The sequence below is a fragment of the Mucilaginibacter sp. SMC90 genome (assembly GCF_022811725.1).
GTDB lineage: Bacteria > Bacteroidota > Bacteroidia > Sphingobacteriales > Sphingobacteriaceae > Mucilaginibacter.
The window spans coordinates 2110246-2130475 of sequence record NZ_CP094527.1 but is presented as its reverse complement, the minus strand read 5'-3'; the positions used below and the strand labels follow the sequence as shown (position 1 = coordinate 2130475).

Below are 20230 nucleotides of genomic sequence, written 5' to 3'. Positions count from 1 at the left end.
AATGAACGGCTTACGCCATTAATATGCGAGAGCAAATATATTTAACCTTTTAGGATGTGTGCTGAAGATTCCTAACCAGTTATAGCAGGATTTTATCTTATTTTTTTACCAAAATCACAAAATTGATTAAAAAATGGTCAACCACAATAACCATCAATAGTCAAACTATCAACGGCTTACATCACTTTATAAAGCCTTACCCCATGCGGCGGGATATTGCAGGATACCTTAGCAACATTTTTGGCGATATCTTTTTGCTGCCAGATATCGCGCAGCACTTTGGCCTTGCCCATTTTTATGCTTTTCAGATCAAGATCATACTTTGAATATTTTTCGCCGAGGTTAAAGATGCCTACAGCTTTGCTCCCATCGGCCAGTTGCTTAACCCAAACCTGGATCTGTTTATCGTTGATCACCCGTACAGCCTGTTTGCCTGCCACGTCCTGATCTATAGCAATTACTTCCCTGTTTTTAAGCATATTGAGCGTAAACTCGTCAAGCTTGTCCATATCGCAGCCAATTAATAATGGTGCTGATAAAAGGCTCCACAAACTCATGTGGGTATACTGCTCATAGGGTGTCAAATTGGTTTGATGAAGGTTTTCGCCCCAGCCTACCCTGCCTAATATGAGCATATCGGGGTCATTCCAGCCTCCCGGCCCGGCAAAGGCCGCGTTATTGGTTTGGCTAAAGCCGATGCCGTAAAGGCTTTCCCAGGTATCGGTAATATCCTCGGTAGTGCGCCACAGGTTGCCGTTCATTTGTGCGCCCCATTTCCAAACATCTTTTATGCCGTACTGACAAATACTGTAAACAATATCCCGCTGTTGTTTTGCCAGTTCATCGCGCATTACCATGTACGGCTTTTGCTGGGCTAACAACGTGGTATCACCTGCCGTTTGATCTGAATAACTGCACAGGTCGTACTTTAAATAATCAACACCCCAGTTAAAATAAGTACTTGCGTCCTGCCCCTCATGCCCTAATGAACCAAGGTATCCGCCGCAAGTTTTAGCTCCCGGTGACGAATAAACACCAAACTTTAGGCCCTGTTGATGCAGGTGCGCGCCAAGGGCTTTCATATCCGGAAATTTCTCATTTGCTGCTATTGCTCCATCCTGTTGCCTTGCGGGTGCCTGCCAGCCATCATCAACGTTGATGTAATTCCAGCCGTATTCGGTGAGCCCTTTATCAACCATGGCTTTGGCCGAAAGCCTTACCTTTTCGTCACTTACATTTAATCCCCAACAGTTCCAGCTGTTCCAGCCCATGGGCGGGGTAAGTGCCAACAGTTTGCCCGATTTAATGGTCAATGTTTTTTCATTTTTCCCTAAAGCATTGCTTACAGAAACTGATAACGGGTAATTTCCGGCCTTGGGTGCGTTACCGGTTATGATGCCTGTTTTAGGATCAAAGCTTAAACCTTGCGGCAGATTTTTAACTGTAAACTTTAACGGCTTTTGCCCGCTTGCCGGAATCTTGAAAAGTACCGGCGAACCGGGATGTACACCTAAAACTGCAGCACCATTGATCATTGGTTTAAGCGATGCTTTGGGAGTGAGCAGGTACGGGGCAATCTCAGCAAAAGCTTTGGTTTTGCCGGATGCGTTTTCAGTAAATTCATAAAACAGCTTGATGCCCTCACGATGCGGAAAAGCAAGCGTATAAGTTTCCTTGCCCAATGATGGCAGGTTTGCGTTTACTGTTTTTTCGGCAATCGTTTTTTGAGTAACCTCGTCAACTATCCGGTAATGAAATTTGCCTGTGATATTAGTTTTAAAACTATTACTTACAGTCAATTTACGTACGGACTGCGCATTGGGTAAAAAGCTAATTTCGGTTTGAGTGAAAACGATGCCGTCAAATTTTTCGAGCATATCGATATAGGGTGCACCCATAAAAATACCGCCCGAACCGCCACCATCGTACACTTTAATAGCGATGATATTTTCCGCGTCCCATTTAATAGCAGGATCATTTGCTGCAACGCAATAATTACGTACTGCAGGCCATTTGCTCACATAACCGCCCTTATCTTCAGGGAACGCGCCTGTTTTACCGATCAGCTTGCCATTAAAATAAGTTTCATCAACATCATTAACATGGGCAAGGAATACGCGCAGGCTATCGCCCCAAACCGATTGCTTTTTTAATGCAGATGGAATAACCACATGGATACGATACCAGGCAAAGCCGTGATAATCGGGGTAGCCCTGCTCTTGCCATACATCGCCAACTTTAATGCTTTTCCACTGTGTATCGTTAAAACCGGTTTCTTTCCAGGTTGCATCATTACCGGTTGAAAACTTAGCTGTGCTTAGCTTAACAAAGTTTCCGTTTTGAGCATGAGCTGCTATGCCCATTGTGATAAGCCATAGCAGCGATAAGATCTTTTTCATGAATGATAGTCTATAAACTTTCAACAGGGAGCTCGGCAGCTTTGCGCTGTTTACTGCCGCCTATCAGGTAATAAACCGGGATGCCGGTTAAAGTAATGATCAGGCCTGGATAAGTATAGGCCGGTTTATATTTAATGAGCAACAGGCAAAAAGCTATCCCCATAATGATATAGATAACCGGTAACACCGGATAACCGAATGCTTTGTAAGGTCGCTCGGCATTGGGCATTTTTTTGCGGAGGATAAAAATCCCGATAATGGTAAGCACGTAAAAAACCACCACCACAAACGAGATCATATCCAGCAGATCGCCATATTTACCGCTCAGGCTCCACAAGCAGGCAAAAACACACTGTAACCACAGACCAAAACCCGGCACCGAATTTTTATTCAGTGTGCCTACTTTTTTAAAGAAAAGCCTGTCTTTAGCCATCGAATAGTAAACCCTCGCGCCCGACATGATGAGCCCATTGTTACAACCAAAGGTGGATACCATGATCAGCAATGCTATGATCACTGTGCCTGAACTGCCAAAGATGTGCTGCGAAGCAACCACACCTACCCTGTCCTTATCAGCCGAGGCTATATCATGCAGTGAAAGTACGCCTGTATACATCACATTGGTTAAAATATAGATCACCGTCACGATCAGCGTACCCAGCGCCAAACTTAAACCGATATTCCTTTTCGGATTTTTGATCTCGCCTGCAATAAAAGTTACATTGTTCCATGAATCACTGCTGAATATAGAGCCAACCATAGCCGATGCAATAGCACCCAGGGCAGCAATGGTAGTGTACGAAGCAATGGAACCATTTGCGCTGAGGCTATGCATGCTCCAGGCGTTTTTCCAGTTCTCATTCCATACCGAAGCTTTTAAAGAAAACAGGCCGAACACAATTAAACCCAGCAAGCTCAGCAGCTTGGCCATAGTAAAAATAGTCTGCACAATTTTACCGCTGTTAACGCCGCGGGTATTGATATAAGTTAAGAACACGATCACGAGAATGGAAAGCAACTGTGCCGGTGATATGGTCACGAAACCGAGATCGACAGCAACAAGACTTTCACTTAATTGCGGGATGAGGTACGCGGTAAACTTGGCAAAGGCCACACCTACTGCCGCTATAGTCGCCGTTTGGATCACAGTAAAAAAGCTCCATCCGTACAAAAAGCCAACCAAAGGGCTGTAAGCTTCCTTCAGGTAAACGTACTGACCTCCAGCCCTCGGGAACATGGCACTCAGTTCGCCGTAACTCAGGGCGGCGGTAAGGGTCATGAAACCGGTTATAAGCCAAACAAATAGCAGCCAGCCTGCACTGCCCACATTGCGGGTAATATCTGCGCTCACAATAAAAATACCTGAGCCTATCATACTGCCCGCCACCAGCATGGTGGCATCCATTAACCGCAACGAAGGCTTAAAAGAAGTGCTGTTCTCCATAATTTTGTTATAGCTAAAAGCTGAAAGCATAAAGCTTTCAGCTTTCCATTAATGCTGTTTTATTAACTATTTGCTTCCGAAATCGTAAAATTTCCAGCTTGTTGTAAAATCTTTGGTTAATGCCTGGTTGGTTAAGGTAGCACGAAGCATCTCAACCGGGATCAGGTTTTCTTTAATGGCAGCATCATGGAATTGCTTATAGGTCATTTTACCACTATCAACCAATTCTTTTTTCAATTCCATCAATTGCAAACCACCTAATAAATAAGCCACCTGGTAAAGCGGACTGTAGCCTCCTTCAAACGAGCGCCTTACTTCGCCTTCGGCATTAGCTTTTTCATGGCCTACGCGGTCAACCAAAAAATCGATGCATTGCTGCGGGGTCCAGTTACCCAAATGATAGTTAAGCGAAAATATGATCCTTGCACAACGGTGCATGCGCCAAAACAGCATACCTACGCGTTCCTCGGGTGTTTTGGCAAAGCCTTTATCGTATAACAATAGCTCCCAGTATAAAGACCATCCCTCAATGGCGAACGGGGTACCAAAATCCTGGCGATAGGCTTTATAACGGCTATTCATAAAATATTGCAGATTATGGCCCGGAATCAGCTCATGCTGCACGGTGCCCCTTGAAAAGTAAGGATTGTTGCCGCGCATACTCATCAGCCTGTCGTCATACTGCATGGTATTGGTTGGGTACGAGATACTGATCTCCTTGCCGCCTGTAAAAAACGGGTTAACCAATTGTCTCCGAGGCGACATCATCACCATGCCCCAGGTTTCTTCGGCCAGCGGAGGTATGGTGATCAGGTCGCGCTCTTTAATAAAGCTGATAGCATCATTATATAATTTAACAATCAACTCGGGCTGATGGCCTACAGGCACATAACTATTTTTTACCTTTTCGAGGGCTTTTTTCCAATCGCTGCCAAAACCCATTTCCTGCGATGCCTTCAGCATTTCCTTATCGCACCACGCAAACTCTTTATTGGCCAGTTTAATAAGCTCTTCGGGCGTGTAAGGGATCATTTCGGCCTGCAGCTGGTTAATCAGCTCCTGCCTGCCAATTGGCACACCTTTGATACCGCTGCTATCGCTTTTCTGGCTGGTATTCAACTTACCTTTACTGATAGCCAGTTCGCTGTACCTGCCCAGCGCGCTATCAAGCGCCTTGTAAGGTTCGGGTACCCACCATGTAAATGAAGGATCGTATTTGTCATAAAAGCCAAAAAAATCTTTTAAACGCCCTCTTAATCCTACTAAAGCGGCTTTAGTTACTTTAGCCACGGGCATATCCAACGATGGGAGTTTGTGAAAAGCCGTAGTATCGGCCTTAAGCTCTTTCAGGATCTTGTTCAAATCGCCTGCAACCTTTTCTCCGTCTACAAATGTTCCGCGACGGCGTTTTTGTTCAAGCGCGTAGATCTCATCGGCAAATGAAATGTATTTTGCAGCCTGGCTATACAGGTCTTCTTCCTTCTTCAAATCTTTCAGATCAAAGTTGATGCGTTTTTTCAGCAGGATATAATCAACCTTGCCATAAATACTCAGGGCATTAAAGTCGGTTTGTTCCAGTTGCTTCAGGTAATCGTTATCAACCTCTACAAACCTTTTGCGTTGCTCGGGCGAGTTGATGACACGCTGCTTGTATTGCTCCTCGGCGCGGTCGTTAACGTTGTATGGCGAATAAAAATCATGTATGGCGTCCATGTCCTGCCCGTACCTGATAATGGTACCGGCAATTTCGCTGGTTTGTTCATACAAATTGCCAGCAGGGCCGGTCTGCGCGTTTACAGTAAGGGCACCAAAAGTAAGGGCATAAAGGGCTAAACCTTTTATGGTTGTTTTAGTATTAATAAGCACGATTGTTTGGTTTGAGGTAAAAAGAATAAGCCGTTATTAGCTGGCAGCCCTGTTAAGGCTGATAAGATTGTTGTTGTAGGAGTCGAGATAGCCGCGCGGCGAGTTGCCAATTACGCATTTAAATACGCGGTTAAAGTTGGTGATGCTCTTAAAGCCACATTTATAAGCTACGGTATTGATGCTTTCAAATTTATGCGCGATGAGCTTTTTGCAGGCCTCGTTAATTCGGATCTCGTTCAGGAATGAAATAAACGTATGACCGGTATGCTTTTTGAAATACCGGCAAAACGATTCGGGGGTCATATATGCAACCTTCGCAACATCTTCAAGTGTAATAGGCTCGCTGTAATGCTGCATGATATAGTTGTAGATATTACCTATCCTGATCCCCTCATTTTCTGTTATGCCCGGCAGGTTGCCGTAAGTAGATAAAGGATCAAGCTTGGTTTTGATATTGGTAAGCCCTTTAAGTAAATGAAAAAACTGGATAAGCTGATCGGGGCCGGATGCCTTTTGCAGGGCGATCATGATCTGCGATACTTTGTCAACAACAGAATGCGGCACTTTAAAACCTTGCTGATGCTGCTGCATAAATATCAGGCTTGGCTTAAGCTCGGGCAAATTGAACAAAGGGGCCAATGCATCTTCCGGATTAAAAAATATAGTGAGTGCTTCTATTTGTTTGTTAGTATTTGGCGCAAAATACTCTGGATTACTTTTAAAAACATGCGGCAGGTTAGCGCCTATTAAAAACAAATCACCGGCAGAGTAATCATGCATATTGTTTCCGGCAATCAAAGTACCTTCACCCTGCTGGATCCAGGTGAGCTGAATTTCTTTATGACGGTGCAGGTATGGGTAATGATAAGGCAAACAAACCTTTTCTGCTATCACACTTTTATCGTGCGGAACGGGGATAGTAAATTGTAAAACTTTCATCTGCTACTTTGATTATTACTTGTTGAATTTACAATTACTTAACTTAATTTGCTAACAAATGAAGTTAAAAGGGTAAAATACGGGCAATATTTGATAATTTATGGTTGATACAGACGTCAAAATGAGGCTAAAAAGTAAATTTCACCTACAAAATACAACATTCAACAAATGTTACTAAAACACTTATTATCAAAACTATAGTTGATTTTACCGAAATTAAACCGAATAAAATATCTTTAATTGTACTATAGACAACTATTATGCAAATCTCGAAAATCAGCTTATTTACGCCGAAAATTGCTTTTTTAGGCTTCCTTTTATGATATAGGTAATAAAACAGTTACCCATTTAAACAAAAAACCGCCCATCATAATTGATGAACGGTCCTGTTTTTCCGGCAAGCCGGAAGGGTAATCAATTGTTTAAATTAAGATCTTTCGGGAGCAAATTCTTTGATATTGATAGTGGTTGGTTTGCCCGATATAATTTCACTTGCCAGCAAACCGGTTGCAGCGCCAAGGCTTAAGCCCATCATGCCGTGCCCGGTTGCAACAGTAAGGTTACCATACTGTTTACTTTTTCCGATATAAGGCAGGCCATCGGCAGACGATGGCCGGAAACCAAACCAAATATCCTTTTGCTCAGGCACAGCAGGTTTTAAACCCGGGAAATACTTCGGCACTGATTCAACAATGCCTTTTACGCGGTTCATGTTGATACGGTCGTTGATCTTATCAAGTTCCATAGTACCTCCGTAGCGCAGGCCACCGTTCATTGGGGTAATAGCAACACGGGCTTCGGCCAGCAATGCCGGGATATGCATGGTTTCGCTGTCGTCCTTCACATTAAACGAATAACCTTTGCCAGGCATCAGCAGGATCTTTAAACCCAATAACCTCCCAATAGCCGGCGACCATGAGCCACCCGCAATAATGTATTCATCGGCAGTAAACTCTTCATTGCCTGCCAGTACCCGGCTCACTTTACCGCCTTTGGTTTCAATTTTGGTAACCTCTTTATTGATAACCAGCTTTACACCAACAGCTTTCAAGTGTTTGATCAAAGCAGCCATTAGTTTGTTCGGCGAGAGGTGCGCATCGCAACGGTAATGTACCGCGCCTAACACATCAAGCTCAAGCTTTGGTTGTAGTTTTTTACAGTCAGCAACGCTGAGTACTGCCATATCCAAACCTAATTCCCTGCCCTTTTCGGCCATGTGTGCTTCTTCTTCGCCTGCCTTTTCGGTTTTATAAAACATCAGGATGCCTTTTTCAACCAGGTCAAAGTCAAAGCCGGGTTCTTTGCTCAGGTCCTCATAAAGTTTTTTGCTGAGCAATGAAAGCTCTGTTAACGGAACCGCCGATTTTTCAACATGTGCGGCATTGGCTTTCTTTAAAAACTTCAATCCCCATGAAATCAGTTCGGGATTTAATGAAGGCTTTACGTAAAACGGGCTTTTGCTGTTAAACATCCATTTAATACCCTGCGAAACCATACCCGGAGTTGCCAGCGGAATAAAATGGCTTGGCACAATCATACCGGCGTTTCCGTATGAGCAGCTATCGGTCATGTCGCCCTTATCAAGCACAGTAACCTCATGCCCTGCCTTTTGTAAATAATAAGCCGAACTAAGCCCTACTATCCCACCTCCTATTATCAGCACCTTTGCCATTTTTTATTTTAAGCTGAAAGCTTAAGGCTGAACGCCGAAAGCTTGTTAATAATTCTTTCTTAAATCTATTAAACCAGAACGTCATTGCGAGGAACGAAGCAATCCCAAACTATACAGGGCGGACCTGCCGATCGGGGATTGCTTCGTTCCTCGCAATGACGTTTGGGACACGTTATATCACCTGAAAACCGTGAGCATAAGGATCATCATCATCTATCTTGATGGTGTTGTATCCGTAAACTTTGGCCCAGCCTTCTACACTTGGTATAATGGCATCAAAATCATTGATCTTAACCACATCCTCAACCTTACCGATAAACTTGCTGCCGATGATACTTTCGTGAATAAAAGGCTCACCCACTTTCAGTTTACCTTTGGCAAACCATTGCGCCATACGGGCAGATGTACCTGTTCCGCAAGGCGACCTGTCAATCGCTTTATCGCCGTAAAATACCGCATTACGGGCAGTGGCATCTGCAGACAGCGTAGCACCAGCCCAAAGAATGTGGGTACAGGTATTGATAGTTGGATCCTGCGGATGCACAAACTGGTATTTTTCGTTAATGCGCTTACGCAGTACCTGGCTCCAGGCTATCAGCTGCCCTGCAGTATAATCTTCAATACCTTTGAAATTAGGCTGAGGATCAACGATGGCATAGTAGTTACCGCCGTAGGATACATCAATAGTAAGCATACCCAAATCAGGGCATTCAACCTGTAAATCAGTTGCGGCAAGGTAAGCTGCCACATTCCTGAGTTTTACAGAGGTCACTTTTTTGCCGTCCTGTTTGTACTCGATCAACACAAGACCGGCCGGTGCTTCCATGCGTACTATGCCCGGAGTTTTAGGCTGGATCAGCCCTTCCTCAATAGCAATAGTTATCGTGCCGATAGTTCCGTGACCACACATGGGCAAACAACCGCTGGTTTCGATAAACAAAACAGCAACATCGTTTTCCGGATCATGAGGCGGATACAGGATACTGCCCGACATCATATCATGCCCGCGGGGTTCAAACATTAAGCCTGTCCTGATCCAGTCGTACTCCTTTAAAAAGTGCTGGCGTTTCTGGCTCATGTTATCGCCTTTAAGCGTAGGACCACCACCGGCCACCAGCCTTACAGGGTTGCCGCAGGTATGGGCATCAACACAAAAGAAAGTTTTACTTGCCATATGTTATTATAACGCTACTTCGGTTAATTTACCCCAGCTTCCAACAGGTAATTCGGGCCTTGCAGCAAGTGCGTCATTGATGATTTTTTGAACTTTTTCGCGCTCTGCACCAATTAACGGTAAACGCGGCGCGCGCACATTTTCGGTACCTATACCGGTTGCAACCTCGGCCAGTTTAATGTACTGTACAAGTTTAGGATGAATATCCAGCTCAAGTACAGGTAAAAACCAACGGTAGATAGTCAGTGCTTCATCATACCTTTTAGCTTTTATTAACCGGTAAATAGCAACAGTTTCTTTAGGAAAAGCATCAACCAAACCGGCAACCCAGCCATCTGCACCCATTACCAGGCTTTCCATAGCCAGCGGGTCAACACCGGTAAAGATCTTGAACCTGTCGCCAAAGCGGTTGATCATACGGGTAACGTTTGATACATCGCGGGTTGATTCTTTTACTGCCTGGATATTATCATATGCAGCCAGTTGCTCAAACATATCTAAAGTAACCTCTATTTTATAATCAACAGGATTATTGTAGATCATGATTGGCAATTCGGTGCTTTTTGCAATAGTTGTAAGGTAAGCAACCGTTTCACGAGCTTCACTGTTATAACGCATAGGCGGCAATAACATCAGGCCGTCGGCACCCTTATCAAGTGCTTTTTGAGCATAAGCAACAGCCGCTTTAGTGGTTTGCTCAGCTATATTCAGTATAACGGGAACTTTTCCGTTAACAAACTCAACGGTATGGGCAAGCAGTGCAAATTTTTCATCATCGCTTAAAACGCTTGCTTCACCCAGCGAGCCGCCTAAAATAAAACCGTCAACACCAGCCTCAAGCTGGGCGTTCAGGTTTATATCAAAAGCATCAAAGTCAAGTTCATCATTATCTGTAAATTTAGTAGTTACTGCAGGGAGTACACCTTTCCAATCAAAAGTTATCATTGTATATTATTTTTCACAAAATTAAAATAGTACTAATTACGAATATTTAACAATTTAGCAGACATTGCCCGTATTTTAACCTATAATGCCACCTACGGGCATAATGCCTGCTAAATAACGCCTATTGCGCATCCCACCAAACCCTGTCGGTAAGCTTGGCGCTTTGCTGTGGCTGCGGGTTTGCAGTCATTTCTGACTGTGAATACAATACTCTGCGCGGAATATCCGACAAGGCATTTTTCACCTTGGTTAAAGCAGGGAAGCCTGTACGCCTCCAATCGGTATAATTTTCCATCGACAGGAAATTAGCCACACCCTTTTCCTCAATGATCAGCTGCATAGCATTAGCACTGGTTAAAGTACCCCTTGAAGCCAGGTATGTACTTACATCGGTATCGGCAATGCCCAGTTTTGACATATGCGATTTAACAGCCAGTAAATAAACTGGTTGCGCCGCAACAGCACCCGATATTACAAATGTAGCTTCGGCTTTTAAAAATAAGGCTTCCGAATAAGTAACAATGTAGTTATTTGAGCTTGCGCTGGCGTAAAAAGAACCACCCAATGAATATGATTCCAAACTGCCGATATCTTCCAAACCTATTTGCCTGCCGGTATATAGCCCGGTTTCGGCCGCAGGAGCCACCATTTTTGATAAGCGGGGATCTTTCCGGGTTTTAAAGCCATCAACAAATGTTGACGCAAGCACCAGTGTTGAACCTGGCAGGAAGTTTTGCTGCCATGGGTTTTCGGCCCCTGCCGCACCGGTAAAAGGCATTTTCATATCATCATCATTGCTTACCATACCATTTTCAAGCGCAGTAAGGGCCAATTGGGCCTGTGCAGCTGCCGTATGTCCGGGAGCTTTGGTAAGGTGCATAAAATAACGCGCCTTAAGCGTGTAAGCGGCCTTTTTCCATTTGCTCATATCACCGGTATAGTAATAATCATCACCAGCTGGTACTGTAGTACTGTTTTTGGCAATATCGGTAATAGCACCATCAAGCAGGGTTTGTATTTGTGTATAAACTGATTCCTGGCTATCATAAACCGGAGTAGGGTTATCTATCCCTTCAAAACCTTTTGAAAACGGAACATCACCCCAAACATCTGTAGCCGAACCAAGCGTATAAGCAAGCAATATCTTTGATATGGCGGCATAATTGGCGTTACCATCAGCCTCTGCTTTTTTGTTTAATAAAACAAGGTTGTTCATTACCTGGGTATAAAAATTATACCAGTCGCCATCCATATCCTGGTGGTACATGAGGTAAGTGCCAAAATTTGGTGGCACCTGGTTTAAGGCAATTACCTGCAGATATTGTTGTAATACAGTGGCAAGCTGGGCACCGCCGGCAGCGTTAATATTTTGTGATATTGCAGCTTCAACCGGGGCCAAAATCAGCGATTCTTTAACATCTATAGGCCTGTTAGGGTCCTGGTTTACATCAATGTATTTTTTACAGCCCGTGAAGCTTACCAACGCGCATGTTACTAACGTGATATATTTATTTTTCATGACAATTTCTTATTAATGATTTTGAATTATAGGGTAACTTTCAGGCTAAAATCAATTGATCTTGAGGTTGGGGTTGAGAATGAGTAAATACCCTGCGAACCGTTTGATGAACCAAATGAACTAACTTCCGGGTCGCCGCCGGTAAAGTGCGGCGCATGGATCCAGAGGTTACGGCCGGTTACACTAAATGTTGCCGATTTGAATGGGCTTTTGCTTAACCATGATGGTTTTAAGGTATAGCCTAAACTAACGTTACGCAGTTTAACATAGCTGCCATCCTGAATAACAGACTCCAATACGCTGTTTGCACGCTGATAATAGGCCTGACCATTAACAGCCACCGTGTTAGGTTGACCGGTAGTAGCATTTACACCATCTACAACTCGTAAGCCACGGTTTTCTGTAACCTTTGGCGTACCATAAAAGTAGCCGTACCCATCAACATTATTCTGGATATCGCCGCCGCGTTTGATATCAAAAAAGAAACTGAAATTAAATTGCTTATACCTGAAGTTGTTATTAATACCGCCAAGCCAGTTAGGATTGATATTACCTATTATACCTTGGTTATCATCAGCATACGGAAGACCGGAGTCATCTGTAAGTAATTTACCTGCAGCGTTGCGCGCATAACGGGTGCCATAGATAACACCGTACGGCTGGCCAACAATAATGTTGGTAAAGCCGTTGCCCAACTGATTCAGGTCTTTATAAATTGCCAGCACTTTATTCCTGTTACGGGTAAAGTTCAAGGTAAGGTCCCAGTTAAAATCGCGACTTTTTATCGGGGTAGCACTTAACAATACTTCGATACCCCTGTTACGCATTACTGCAGAGTTTACGCTTGTATAAGCATACCCTGTTGATGGGGCAAGTGCTACTGACGGGATGATACCATCAATTGTTTTTTTACTGTAAAATGATGCCTCAAGACTGATCCTGTTGTTAAAGAAACCGGCTTCGAAACCCGCTTCAAATTCATTGATACGCTCATTTTTAAGATTTGGGTTACCAAGCACATCGCTGATTAAAAAGCCCGCCTGCCCGCCGTAAGGGAAAGCAAGGTTTCGTATAGTAGCAATGTTATACGGTGTTAACAAACCATACGCGCCAATGCTGCCATCATTACCTACCGTACCGTATGATACCCTTACCTTACCCAGGTTCATCACCTTTGATAACTCGGGACTAAAAAACTCTGAGAATATGAAACTGCCTGCTGCAGAGCCATAAGGGTAAAAGTTATGCGCTGTTGACAGCACCGAGTTTCCGTTATACCTGCCTGTTAACGACAATAACAGGAAGCGCTTGTATTCGATATTTGATTGCAGATAGAAGCCGATCTTACGCTGCAATGATGAGCCTTCTTTGTAAGTAACCGTTGATGCAGAAGCCATATTATACAAACCAGGTACGGTTAAACCCACACCGTTTGCGTAAGTATTTTCTGAATAGCTTGAAAGCAGGTTATTACCTAATACTACGTCTATATTAAAATCACCAAATTGTTTGTTTGCACTAATCAACAGGTCATTATTATACTGGCGATAGTTAATATTCTGATCTACAAGCCTGCCATTAGGGTTTGATACCGATTCGGTTGATTCATGGTACCTGTCCATTTCGGTATAAACATCGGCACCAAACCTTTCAGTAATTGTTAACCATGATAAAGGTTTATAATCGGCAGTGAAGGTTGGTAAAAATCTGTTAACGCCCGAATGGTTTTTGATGTTATCCAAAACCCAGTACGGGTTATTCCTGGAGAAACGGAATAAACGCTGAGAGCCATCGGCATTCAGATACGGTTGCAGGTTGTATGAAACCGGTGCTGTAAAAACTGTCCAAACCGGGCTTTCAAGCGCGTAGCCTTCGGGCAGCCTGTCGTTTTGTGAATTGGAGTAATTTAACTGAAATGTTGTATTCAGGTTTTTGAGCACCTGCGCACTGTACTTTGCAAAAAATGTATTGCGTAAAAACTGGGTTGTTGGCACAGTACCCTGCTGGTTAAAATTAGAGTAGGATACCAGGTAAGTAGAATTACTGCCTCCCCCCCCTATGTTTACGGTATTGTTGTAAGTATGACCGGTTTTAAAAAACAGATCAGATTGATTGTATGTTTTAGCCGGCTGTCCGTTTATTTTGAGGGTATCCATCTCGGCCCCCCATGAGGTACTTGTTTTATTAGTTTCGCCGTCAAAATAAATTCCGTTGTTACCTAATGAATACTTGCTTTGAATTTGCGGCAATAGCGGGTTTTCAAAAGAAAAATCAGAAGAAAATGTGATCAGTGGTTTTTTGTTTAAGGCACCATTTTTTGTAGTGATGATAACAACACCATTAGCGCCTTTTGAACCATATAAGGCTGTAGCTGCTGCACCCTTTAATACGTTCATGCTGGCAATGATCGATGGATCAATGTCGGCAATCCTGTTTGTACCCGGCCCCGAATTAAGGCTACCAGTTTCTGAGTTATCTACAGGTATACCATCAATAACCATTAAAGGTTCGTTGGTTCCATAAAATGAAGAACCTCCCCTGATCACGATCCTTGCCGAACTGCCTGGCGTTCCGGATGAGCTTGTTACCTGAACACCCGCAACCTTACCCGCAATGGCATTTACCAGGTTGGGCTCCTTTGACTGTGCAAGCGACTCCCCTTTTATTTCCTGCGAACTGTAAGTAAGGATCCTTTTATCGCGTTTTATGCCCAGCGCGGTAACAACTACTTCGTTCAGTACTTTATTATCCTCGGCTAAAGCTATATTAACCTGCGCCTGGCCCGTTAACTTAATTTCCTGCGCGGTAAAACCGATAGCACTAACAACTAATGTACCCTGCCCGGTATAATTAATACTAAACATGCCGCTACCACCGGTAACGGAGCCTATGTTTGTATTTTTTATCTTAACGGAAGCGCCGGCTATAGGCTCGCCCTTCTCGTCGGTTACCTTTCCTTTTAGTGTTACTGTTTGTGCATACGTGCTGTAACAAAACACAAACACACTTAGTAAAGGCAACATAAACCTCTTTAGTAATTGTTTAAACTTCATAAATTAAAATTTGGGGTTAATGACTATGTATTACACGCTGTATTCCAGCCACGTAAAACTATCCGGACACCTCCCCTTATTTTTTTATGAAATTTGCCAATAATACCCATATCTTAACATTCCTGTTACAATAGCATTAATTTGCTGTTATATTTATATAAATAACCGACAGAACGTTAATATCCTGACAGTTAACTTTCAAGGCTGTTAAAAAACTTACTTTAAAAAGCCGTTGCGTTAAAAAAGCGGATAAAATCCTGCTATCAACTGCAAAATATTATTCAAAATAATTGTGCAAAGCACACTAATTTAGTTGAAACTTATTCTTACAGTTACACAAAATTATCATGCTAATAAAAAAGTGGTTTAAATTGAACTTATGCCTCGCGGCCTGCTTAGCCGGGGCACAAACTATACAGGCGCAATCATACGTACCCGAATGGAACGATGCCCGGATAAAAATAAAACCAGTAGTGCCGGTTAAAGCTTACTCTTTTAACTTAAAGGATGTTCAATTACTGGAGAGCCCTTTTAAAAAAGCAATGGATGCTGATGTTAAATATTTACTATCAATAGAACCAGACAGGTTACTTTCGGCTTTCCGCTCACACTCGGGCCTTAAGCCTAAGGGTAAAATGTATGAAGGCTGGGAATCATCGGGTTTGGCAGGGCATACGCTGGGCCATTACCTGTCGGCTATATCCATGCATTATGCATCAACCCGCGATCCGGAATTTTTAAAACGTGTAAACTATATAGTTAAAGAGCTTGATGAATGCCAGGTAGCCCGTAAAACCGGTTATGTAGGTGCCATCCCTAAAGAAGATACCATTTGGGCCGAGGTTGCCAAAGGCGATATCCGTTCACGTGGTTTTGATTTAAATGGTGGCTGGTCGCCGTGGTATACTGTACATAAGGTTATGGGTGGCTTGCTGGATGCCTATTTATATTGCAATAATGCAGAGGCCCTGAAAGTATGCAAAGGCATGGCCGATTGGACGGGCGAAACCATCAAGAACCTTGATGACGAAAAACTGCAAAAAATGCTCCTGTGCGAGTACGGAGGAATGGCCGAAACGCTTGCCAATTTATATGCTATTACAGGTGATAAAAAATATCTCGGGCTATCTTATAAGTTCTACGATAAAAAGATCCTTGATCCCCTTTCACAACGGCAGGATATTTTGCCGGGCAAGCACTCCAACACCCAGATCCCGAAAATTATAGCCAGTGCCCGCAGGTATGAGCTTACCGGCGATAAAAAGGACAAAGATATTGCCGATTTTTTTTGGGAAACTATTGTTAACCACCACTCCTATGCTACAGGCGGTAACAGCAATTACGAGTACCTGAGCGATGCAGATAAGCTTAATGATAAGCTTACCGAAAACACAACTGAAACCTGCAACACCTACAACATGCTGAAATTAACCCGGCATTTGTTTGCAGTTGAGCCTTCGGCTATGCTGATGGATTATTATGAAAAAGCGTTGTATAACCACATCCTTGCCTCACAAAACCATGCTGACGGCATGATGTGCTACTTTGTGCCCTTAAGGATGGGCGGCACCAAGCATTACAGTACTCCTTTTGATGATTTTACTTGCTGCGTTGGCTCGGGCATGGAAAATCACGTTAAATACAACGAAAGCATTTATTTTAAAGGGGCTGATGGTAGTTTATATGTGAACCTGTTCATCCCATCGGTGCTTAACTGGGCATCAAAAGGCCTATCGGTAAAGCAGGAAAGCAGTTTCCCTAATGATGATCACATCTCATTTAGTGTAAACACCAAAAAACCGGTTACGCTGGCTATCCGCATCCGTAAACCAAAATGGACTGCAAATGCCAGCATCAGCATCAACGGAAAAGCGCAAACGGCAACAACGGACGATCAGGGCTACATAATTTTAAACCGCAAATGGAACAACAACGACAAAATTGAATTCACTACGCCCGAAAAACTTTACACCGAAGCCATGCCTGATAATGCCAACAGGCGTGCCGTATTTTACGGCCCGGTATTGCTTGCGGGCGTATTAGGTAACACCGAGCCCGATCCGTTAAAAGGCGTTCCGGTATTTGTGACCAGCGAAACAGACCCTAACCAATGGCTGCAGATGATTGATAAAAAACAGTTAAGCTTCCGCACGGTGAATATTTCAAAACCTGAAGAAGTTACCCTGATCCCATTCAATCAAACTCAAAACCAATACTATTCTATTTACTGGGATGTGTTTACGCCGCAAACCTGGGTAGTACAACAAAAAGCCTATGAGGAGCAAAGGAAAAAGCAACAGGAACTGGAAGCCCGTACCATGGATATTGTGCGCTTAGGCGAAATGCAACCTGAACGCGACCATAACTTCACAAGCGAAAACGCCACTACCGGCGAAGACCACCAAAAGAAATGGAGATCGACAGAGAACGGTGGCTACCTGCAATACGAAATGAAGGTTGACGCCAACGCTCAAAATACCCTCATTAATACTTACTGGGGTATGGATAACCGCGGCAGAAAATTTGACATCATGATTGATGGCGTAAAACTGGCTACCGAAGACCTGAACCAGTACAAGGAAAGCCGTTTTTATGATATCAGCTACACCCTCCCTATCGAGTTAACTAAAGGCAAACTAAAAGTAACTGTAAAACTGCTGCCTCAAAAAGAAAATAGCGCGGGCCCGGTTTATGGCACACGCATGGTTAAAAACTAATTTTTAATTAAAAGAAACTGAATATCATGATCAATAAACAAAAAGTTGCCGGCATGCTTGCGTTGTCGCTGGCAACACTTACAAGTCCGTTATTGGCGCAGCAAAAGGATTACCCAATTCAGCCGGTTGCCTTTACCAGCGTACATGTAAACGACAACTTCTGGCAGCCAAAAATGGAGGTAAACGCTACGGTTACCATTCCGTATGTGCTGGCGCAATGCAAAGCCAACGGCCGCATGGACAACTTTTTACGTGCAGCAAAAAAACTTGATGGCGATAAGTTAAGTGAGTTTCCTTTTGATGATACAGATGTGTACAAGGCCATTGAGGGGGCATCTTACTCTATGCAAAATAAAAAGAACCCTCAGCTTGATAAAGCTATAGATAGCCTGATCACTATTATTGGCGCTGCTCAGGAGCCCGATGGTTACCTGTACACCTTCCGCACAGTAAACGCCAAAAAACCACATGAATGGATTGGCGCTAAACGTTGGGTAAATGAAGAAATACTGAGCCATGAGCTGTATGATTGCGGCCATTTGTATGAAGCAGCCGTTGCCCACTTCCAGGCAACCGGCAAACGCACACTGCTCAACATTGCCATAAAAAATGCCGACTTATTGGTTAAAACCTTCGGGCCAGGCAAAATTGAAGAATATCCGGGTCACCAGATAGTGGAGATCGGTCTGTCAAAAATGTACCGTGTTACCGGCAACAAGCAATACCTTGATCTGGCTAAATTCTTTTTAGATGTTCGCGGCCCTAAAGGCGATGCCTACAACCAGGCCGATAAAAAAGTAGTTGACCAGCACGAGGCCGAAGGTCACGCAGTACGCGCCGCTTATATGTATACCGGCATGGCCGATATTGCTGCCCTCACAGGTAACACCCAATACCTGGCAGCTATCGACGATATCTGGAGCGATGTGGTAACTAAAAAATTGTATATAACCGGCGGCATTGGCGCAACCGGTGCAGGCGAAGCTTTTGGCGATGCATATCAACTGCCTAACATGTCGGCCTATGCCGAAACCTGTGCCGCCATTGGTAACGTTTACTGGAACAACAGGATGTTTTTATTGCATGGCGATTCAAAATATATCGACGTACTTGAAAGAACGCTTTATAACGGCCTGCTCTCAGGCGTATCGCTAAGCGGTAACAGGTTCTTTTACCCTAATCCATTGGCGTCTATGTTCCAGCATCAGCGCAGCGCCTGGATCAGCTGTGCCTGCTGTATCAGCAACATGACCCGCTTTTTACCATCATTGCCGGGCTACGTTTATGCTAAAAACAAAAACGACCTGTACATTAACCTGTTCATGAGCAACTCAAGTAATATCAAACTTGCCGGGGGTAATGTGAATATTGTACAGCAAACAGACTATCCGTGGAAAGGCAGGGTTGATATTACCGTTAACCCTGATAAAACCGGCGAATTTACATTACGGGTACGTATCCCGGGCTGGGCAAAGCAACAACCTGTACCTGGCGATCTGTACACTTTTATGGATAAAAAATCCTTCCCGCTTACGCTGATGATCAACGGGCAGGCAAAATCATTTGAAACCGAAAAGGGCTATGCCGTATTAAAACGCACCTGGAAAAAAGGCGATAAGGTGTCGCTTTTATTGCCGATGGAAACTGAAAAAGTATTGGCTAACCAGCAAGTTAAGGACGACCGCGGCAGGTTTGCCTTTGAGCGCGGCCCCATTGTTTATTGCCTTGAAGGTCCAGATAACAAGGACAGCCTGGTGCAAAACATCCTGATCAACAAAAACGCCATTGCCGATGCTAACTACCATGCCGACCTGCTCAACGGTGTTGATGTGATCAGCACTGAAGGCAAAAGCGCTAAACGCCAGCTTAAAACCGACAGTATTTTACAAACCGATCAAATGGTAAAGGCTATCCCCTACTACGCCTGGGCTAACCGCGGGCCAAGCGAAATGACTGTTTGGATCCCATACGAAGCTTCGGCAGTACGACCAAAACCGGCACCTACCATTGCCAGCACCAGTAAAGTAAGCGCATCGTTAAAAAACGTGCGGATGTTCGCCGCCATAAAAGATCAGTACGAACCTGCCGATTCAAAGGATACCAATTACCCCTACCTGCACTGGTGGCCCGCTAAAAACACCAATGAATTTGTTCAGTATGATTTTGATGCCGAACATACAGTTAGCGAATCAAAAGTTTACTGGTATGATGACGGGCCGTGGGGCGGTTGCCGCATCCCGGTATCATACAAGATATTGTATAAAAAAGATGGCCAATGGGTACCTGTTAAAAACACTACACCATACAGCGTAAGTAAAGATAGTTTCAACGTAGTTTCATTTGAACCCGTAACTACTACAGCTTTGCGGATGGAAATTCAATTGCCGGTTGATAATTCAACAGGAATACATGAATGGGCCGTTAAATAAACCGGAAGTAATAAGTGAAAGGTCATCTGTTATATTTTAAACACTTAAAACTTATGGCTAACAACTAAACCGT

Annotated in this window: 11 protein-coding genes; 2 read left to right on the top strand and 9 right to left on the bottom strand. The window is 43.8% G+C overall.

Translation table 11 applies throughout. From position 1 onward, the window contains the following. Nucleotides 1-176 precede the first annotated feature (176 nt). The 9 genes from MTO98_RS09035 to MTO98_RS08995 form a co-directional block, all read right to left on the bottom strand. Nucleotides 177-2399 (bottom strand): putative Ig domain-containing protein, encoded by a 2223-nt coding sequence (locus tag MTO98_RS09035; protein WP_243486326.1) that lies wholly within the window; start codon nucleotides 2397-2399, stop codon nucleotides 177-179. Nucleotides 2400-2409: 10 nt separating this feature from the next. Further along, complete coding sequence (locus MTO98_RS09030; protein ID WP_091210983.1) at nucleotides 2410-3843, bottom strand: APC family permease; 1434 nt, start codon at nucleotides 3841-3843, stop codon at nucleotides 2410-2412. Between the two features lie 66 nt (nucleotides 3844-3909). Further along, nucleotides 3910-5709: a DUF885 family protein gene (locus MTO98_RS09025; RefSeq protein WP_243486325.1), complete on the bottom strand. Its 1800-nt coding sequence runs from the start codon at nucleotides 5707-5709 to the stop codon at nucleotides 3910-3912. 36 nt (nucleotides 5710-5745) lie between these two features. After that, nucleotides 5746-6648 (bottom strand): AraC family transcriptional regulator, encoded by a 903-nt coding sequence (locus MTO98_RS09020; RefSeq protein WP_243486324.1) that lies wholly within the window; start codon nucleotides 6646-6648, stop codon nucleotides 5746-5748. A gap of 427 nt (nucleotides 6649-7075) precedes the next feature. Next, entirely contained in the window at nucleotides 7076-8320 is a 1245-nt protein-coding gene (locus tag MTO98_RS09015) for an FAD-binding oxidoreductase (RefSeq protein ID WP_243486323.1), read from the bottom strand. A gap of 172 nt (nucleotides 8321-8492) precedes the next feature. Beyond that, complete coding sequence (locus tag MTO98_RS09010; protein ID WP_243486322.1) at nucleotides 8493-9494, bottom strand: 4-hydroxyproline epimerase; 1002 nt, start codon at nucleotides 9492-9494, stop codon at nucleotides 8493-8495. A gap of 6 nt (nucleotides 9495-9500) precedes the next feature. Continuing rightward, entirely contained in the window at nucleotides 9501-10439 is a 939-nt protein-coding gene (locus MTO98_RS09005; RefSeq protein WP_243486321.1) for a dihydrodipicolinate synthase family protein, read from the bottom strand. Nucleotides 10440-10560: 121 nt separating this feature from the next. After that, a complete protein-coding gene (locus tag MTO98_RS09000) occupies nucleotides 10561-11958 on the bottom strand; it encodes a SusD/RagB family nutrient-binding outer membrane lipoprotein (protein ID WP_243486320.1) in 1398 nt (465 codons plus the stop codon). Nucleotides 11959-11984: 26 nt separating this feature from the next. Next, nucleotides 11985-15011, bottom strand: coding sequence for a SusC/RagA family TonB-linked outer membrane protein (locus MTO98_RS08995; RefSeq protein ID WP_243486319.1), 3027 nt, complete (start codon nucleotides 15009-15011; stop codon nucleotides 11985-11987). Nucleotides 15012-15358: 347 nt separating this feature from the next. Between MTO98_RS08995 and MTO98_RS08990 the strand changes: the two genes are divergently transcribed. Together MTO98_RS08990 and MTO98_RS08985 are read left to right on the top strand one after the other, a co-directional pair. Then, complete coding sequence (locus MTO98_RS08990; protein ID WP_243486318.1) at nucleotides 15359-17728, top strand: glycoside hydrolase family 127 protein; 2370 nt, start codon at nucleotides 15359-15361, stop codon at nucleotides 17726-17728. Nucleotides 17729-17754: 26 nt separating this feature from the next. Beyond that, nucleotides 17755-20157: a beta-L-arabinofuranosidase domain-containing protein gene (locus MTO98_RS08985; RefSeq protein WP_243486317.1), complete on the top strand. Its 2403-nt coding sequence runs from the start codon at nucleotides 17755-17757 to the stop codon at nucleotides 20155-20157. Nucleotides 20158-20230: the final 73 nt, after the last annotated feature.

Coding starts and splice junctions, on each gene's coding strand:
- MTO98_RS09035 (WP_243486326.1), bottom strand. CDS start 2,399: ATGAAAAAGATCTTATCGCTGCTATGGCTTATCACAATGGGCATAGCA.
- MTO98_RS09030 (WP_091210983.1), bottom strand. CDS start 3,843: ATGGAGAACAGCACTTCTTTTAAGCCTTCGTTGCGGTTAATGGATGCC.
- MTO98_RS09020 (WP_243486324.1), bottom strand. CDS start 6,648: ATGAAAGTTTTACAATTTACTATCCCCGTTCCGCACGATAAAAGTGTG.
- MTO98_RS09015 (WP_243486323.1), bottom strand. CDS start 8,320: ATGGCAAAGGTGCTGATAATAGGAGGTGGGATAGTAGGGCTTAGTTCG.
- MTO98_RS09010 (WP_243486322.1), bottom strand. CDS start 9,494: ATGGCAAGTAAAACTTTCTTTTGTGTTGATGCCCATACCTGCGGCAAC.
- MTO98_RS09005 (WP_243486321.1), bottom strand. CDS start 10,439: ATGATAACTTTTGATTGGAAAGGTGTACTCCCTGCAGTAACTACTAAA.
- MTO98_RS09000 (WP_243486320.1), bottom strand. CDS start 11,958: ATGAAAAATAAATATATCACGTTAGTAACATGCGCGTTGGTAAGCTTC.
- MTO98_RS08995 (WP_243486319.1), bottom strand. CDS start 15,011: ATGAAGTTTAAACAATTACTAAAGAGGTTTATGTTGCCTTTACTAAGT.
- MTO98_RS08990 (WP_243486318.1), top strand. CDS start 15,359: ATGCTAATAAAAAAGTGGTTTAAATTGAACTTATGCCTCGCGGCCTGC.
- MTO98_RS08985 (WP_243486317.1), top strand. CDS start 17,755: ATGATCAATAAACAAAAAGTTGCCGGCATGCTTGCGTTGTCGCTGGCA.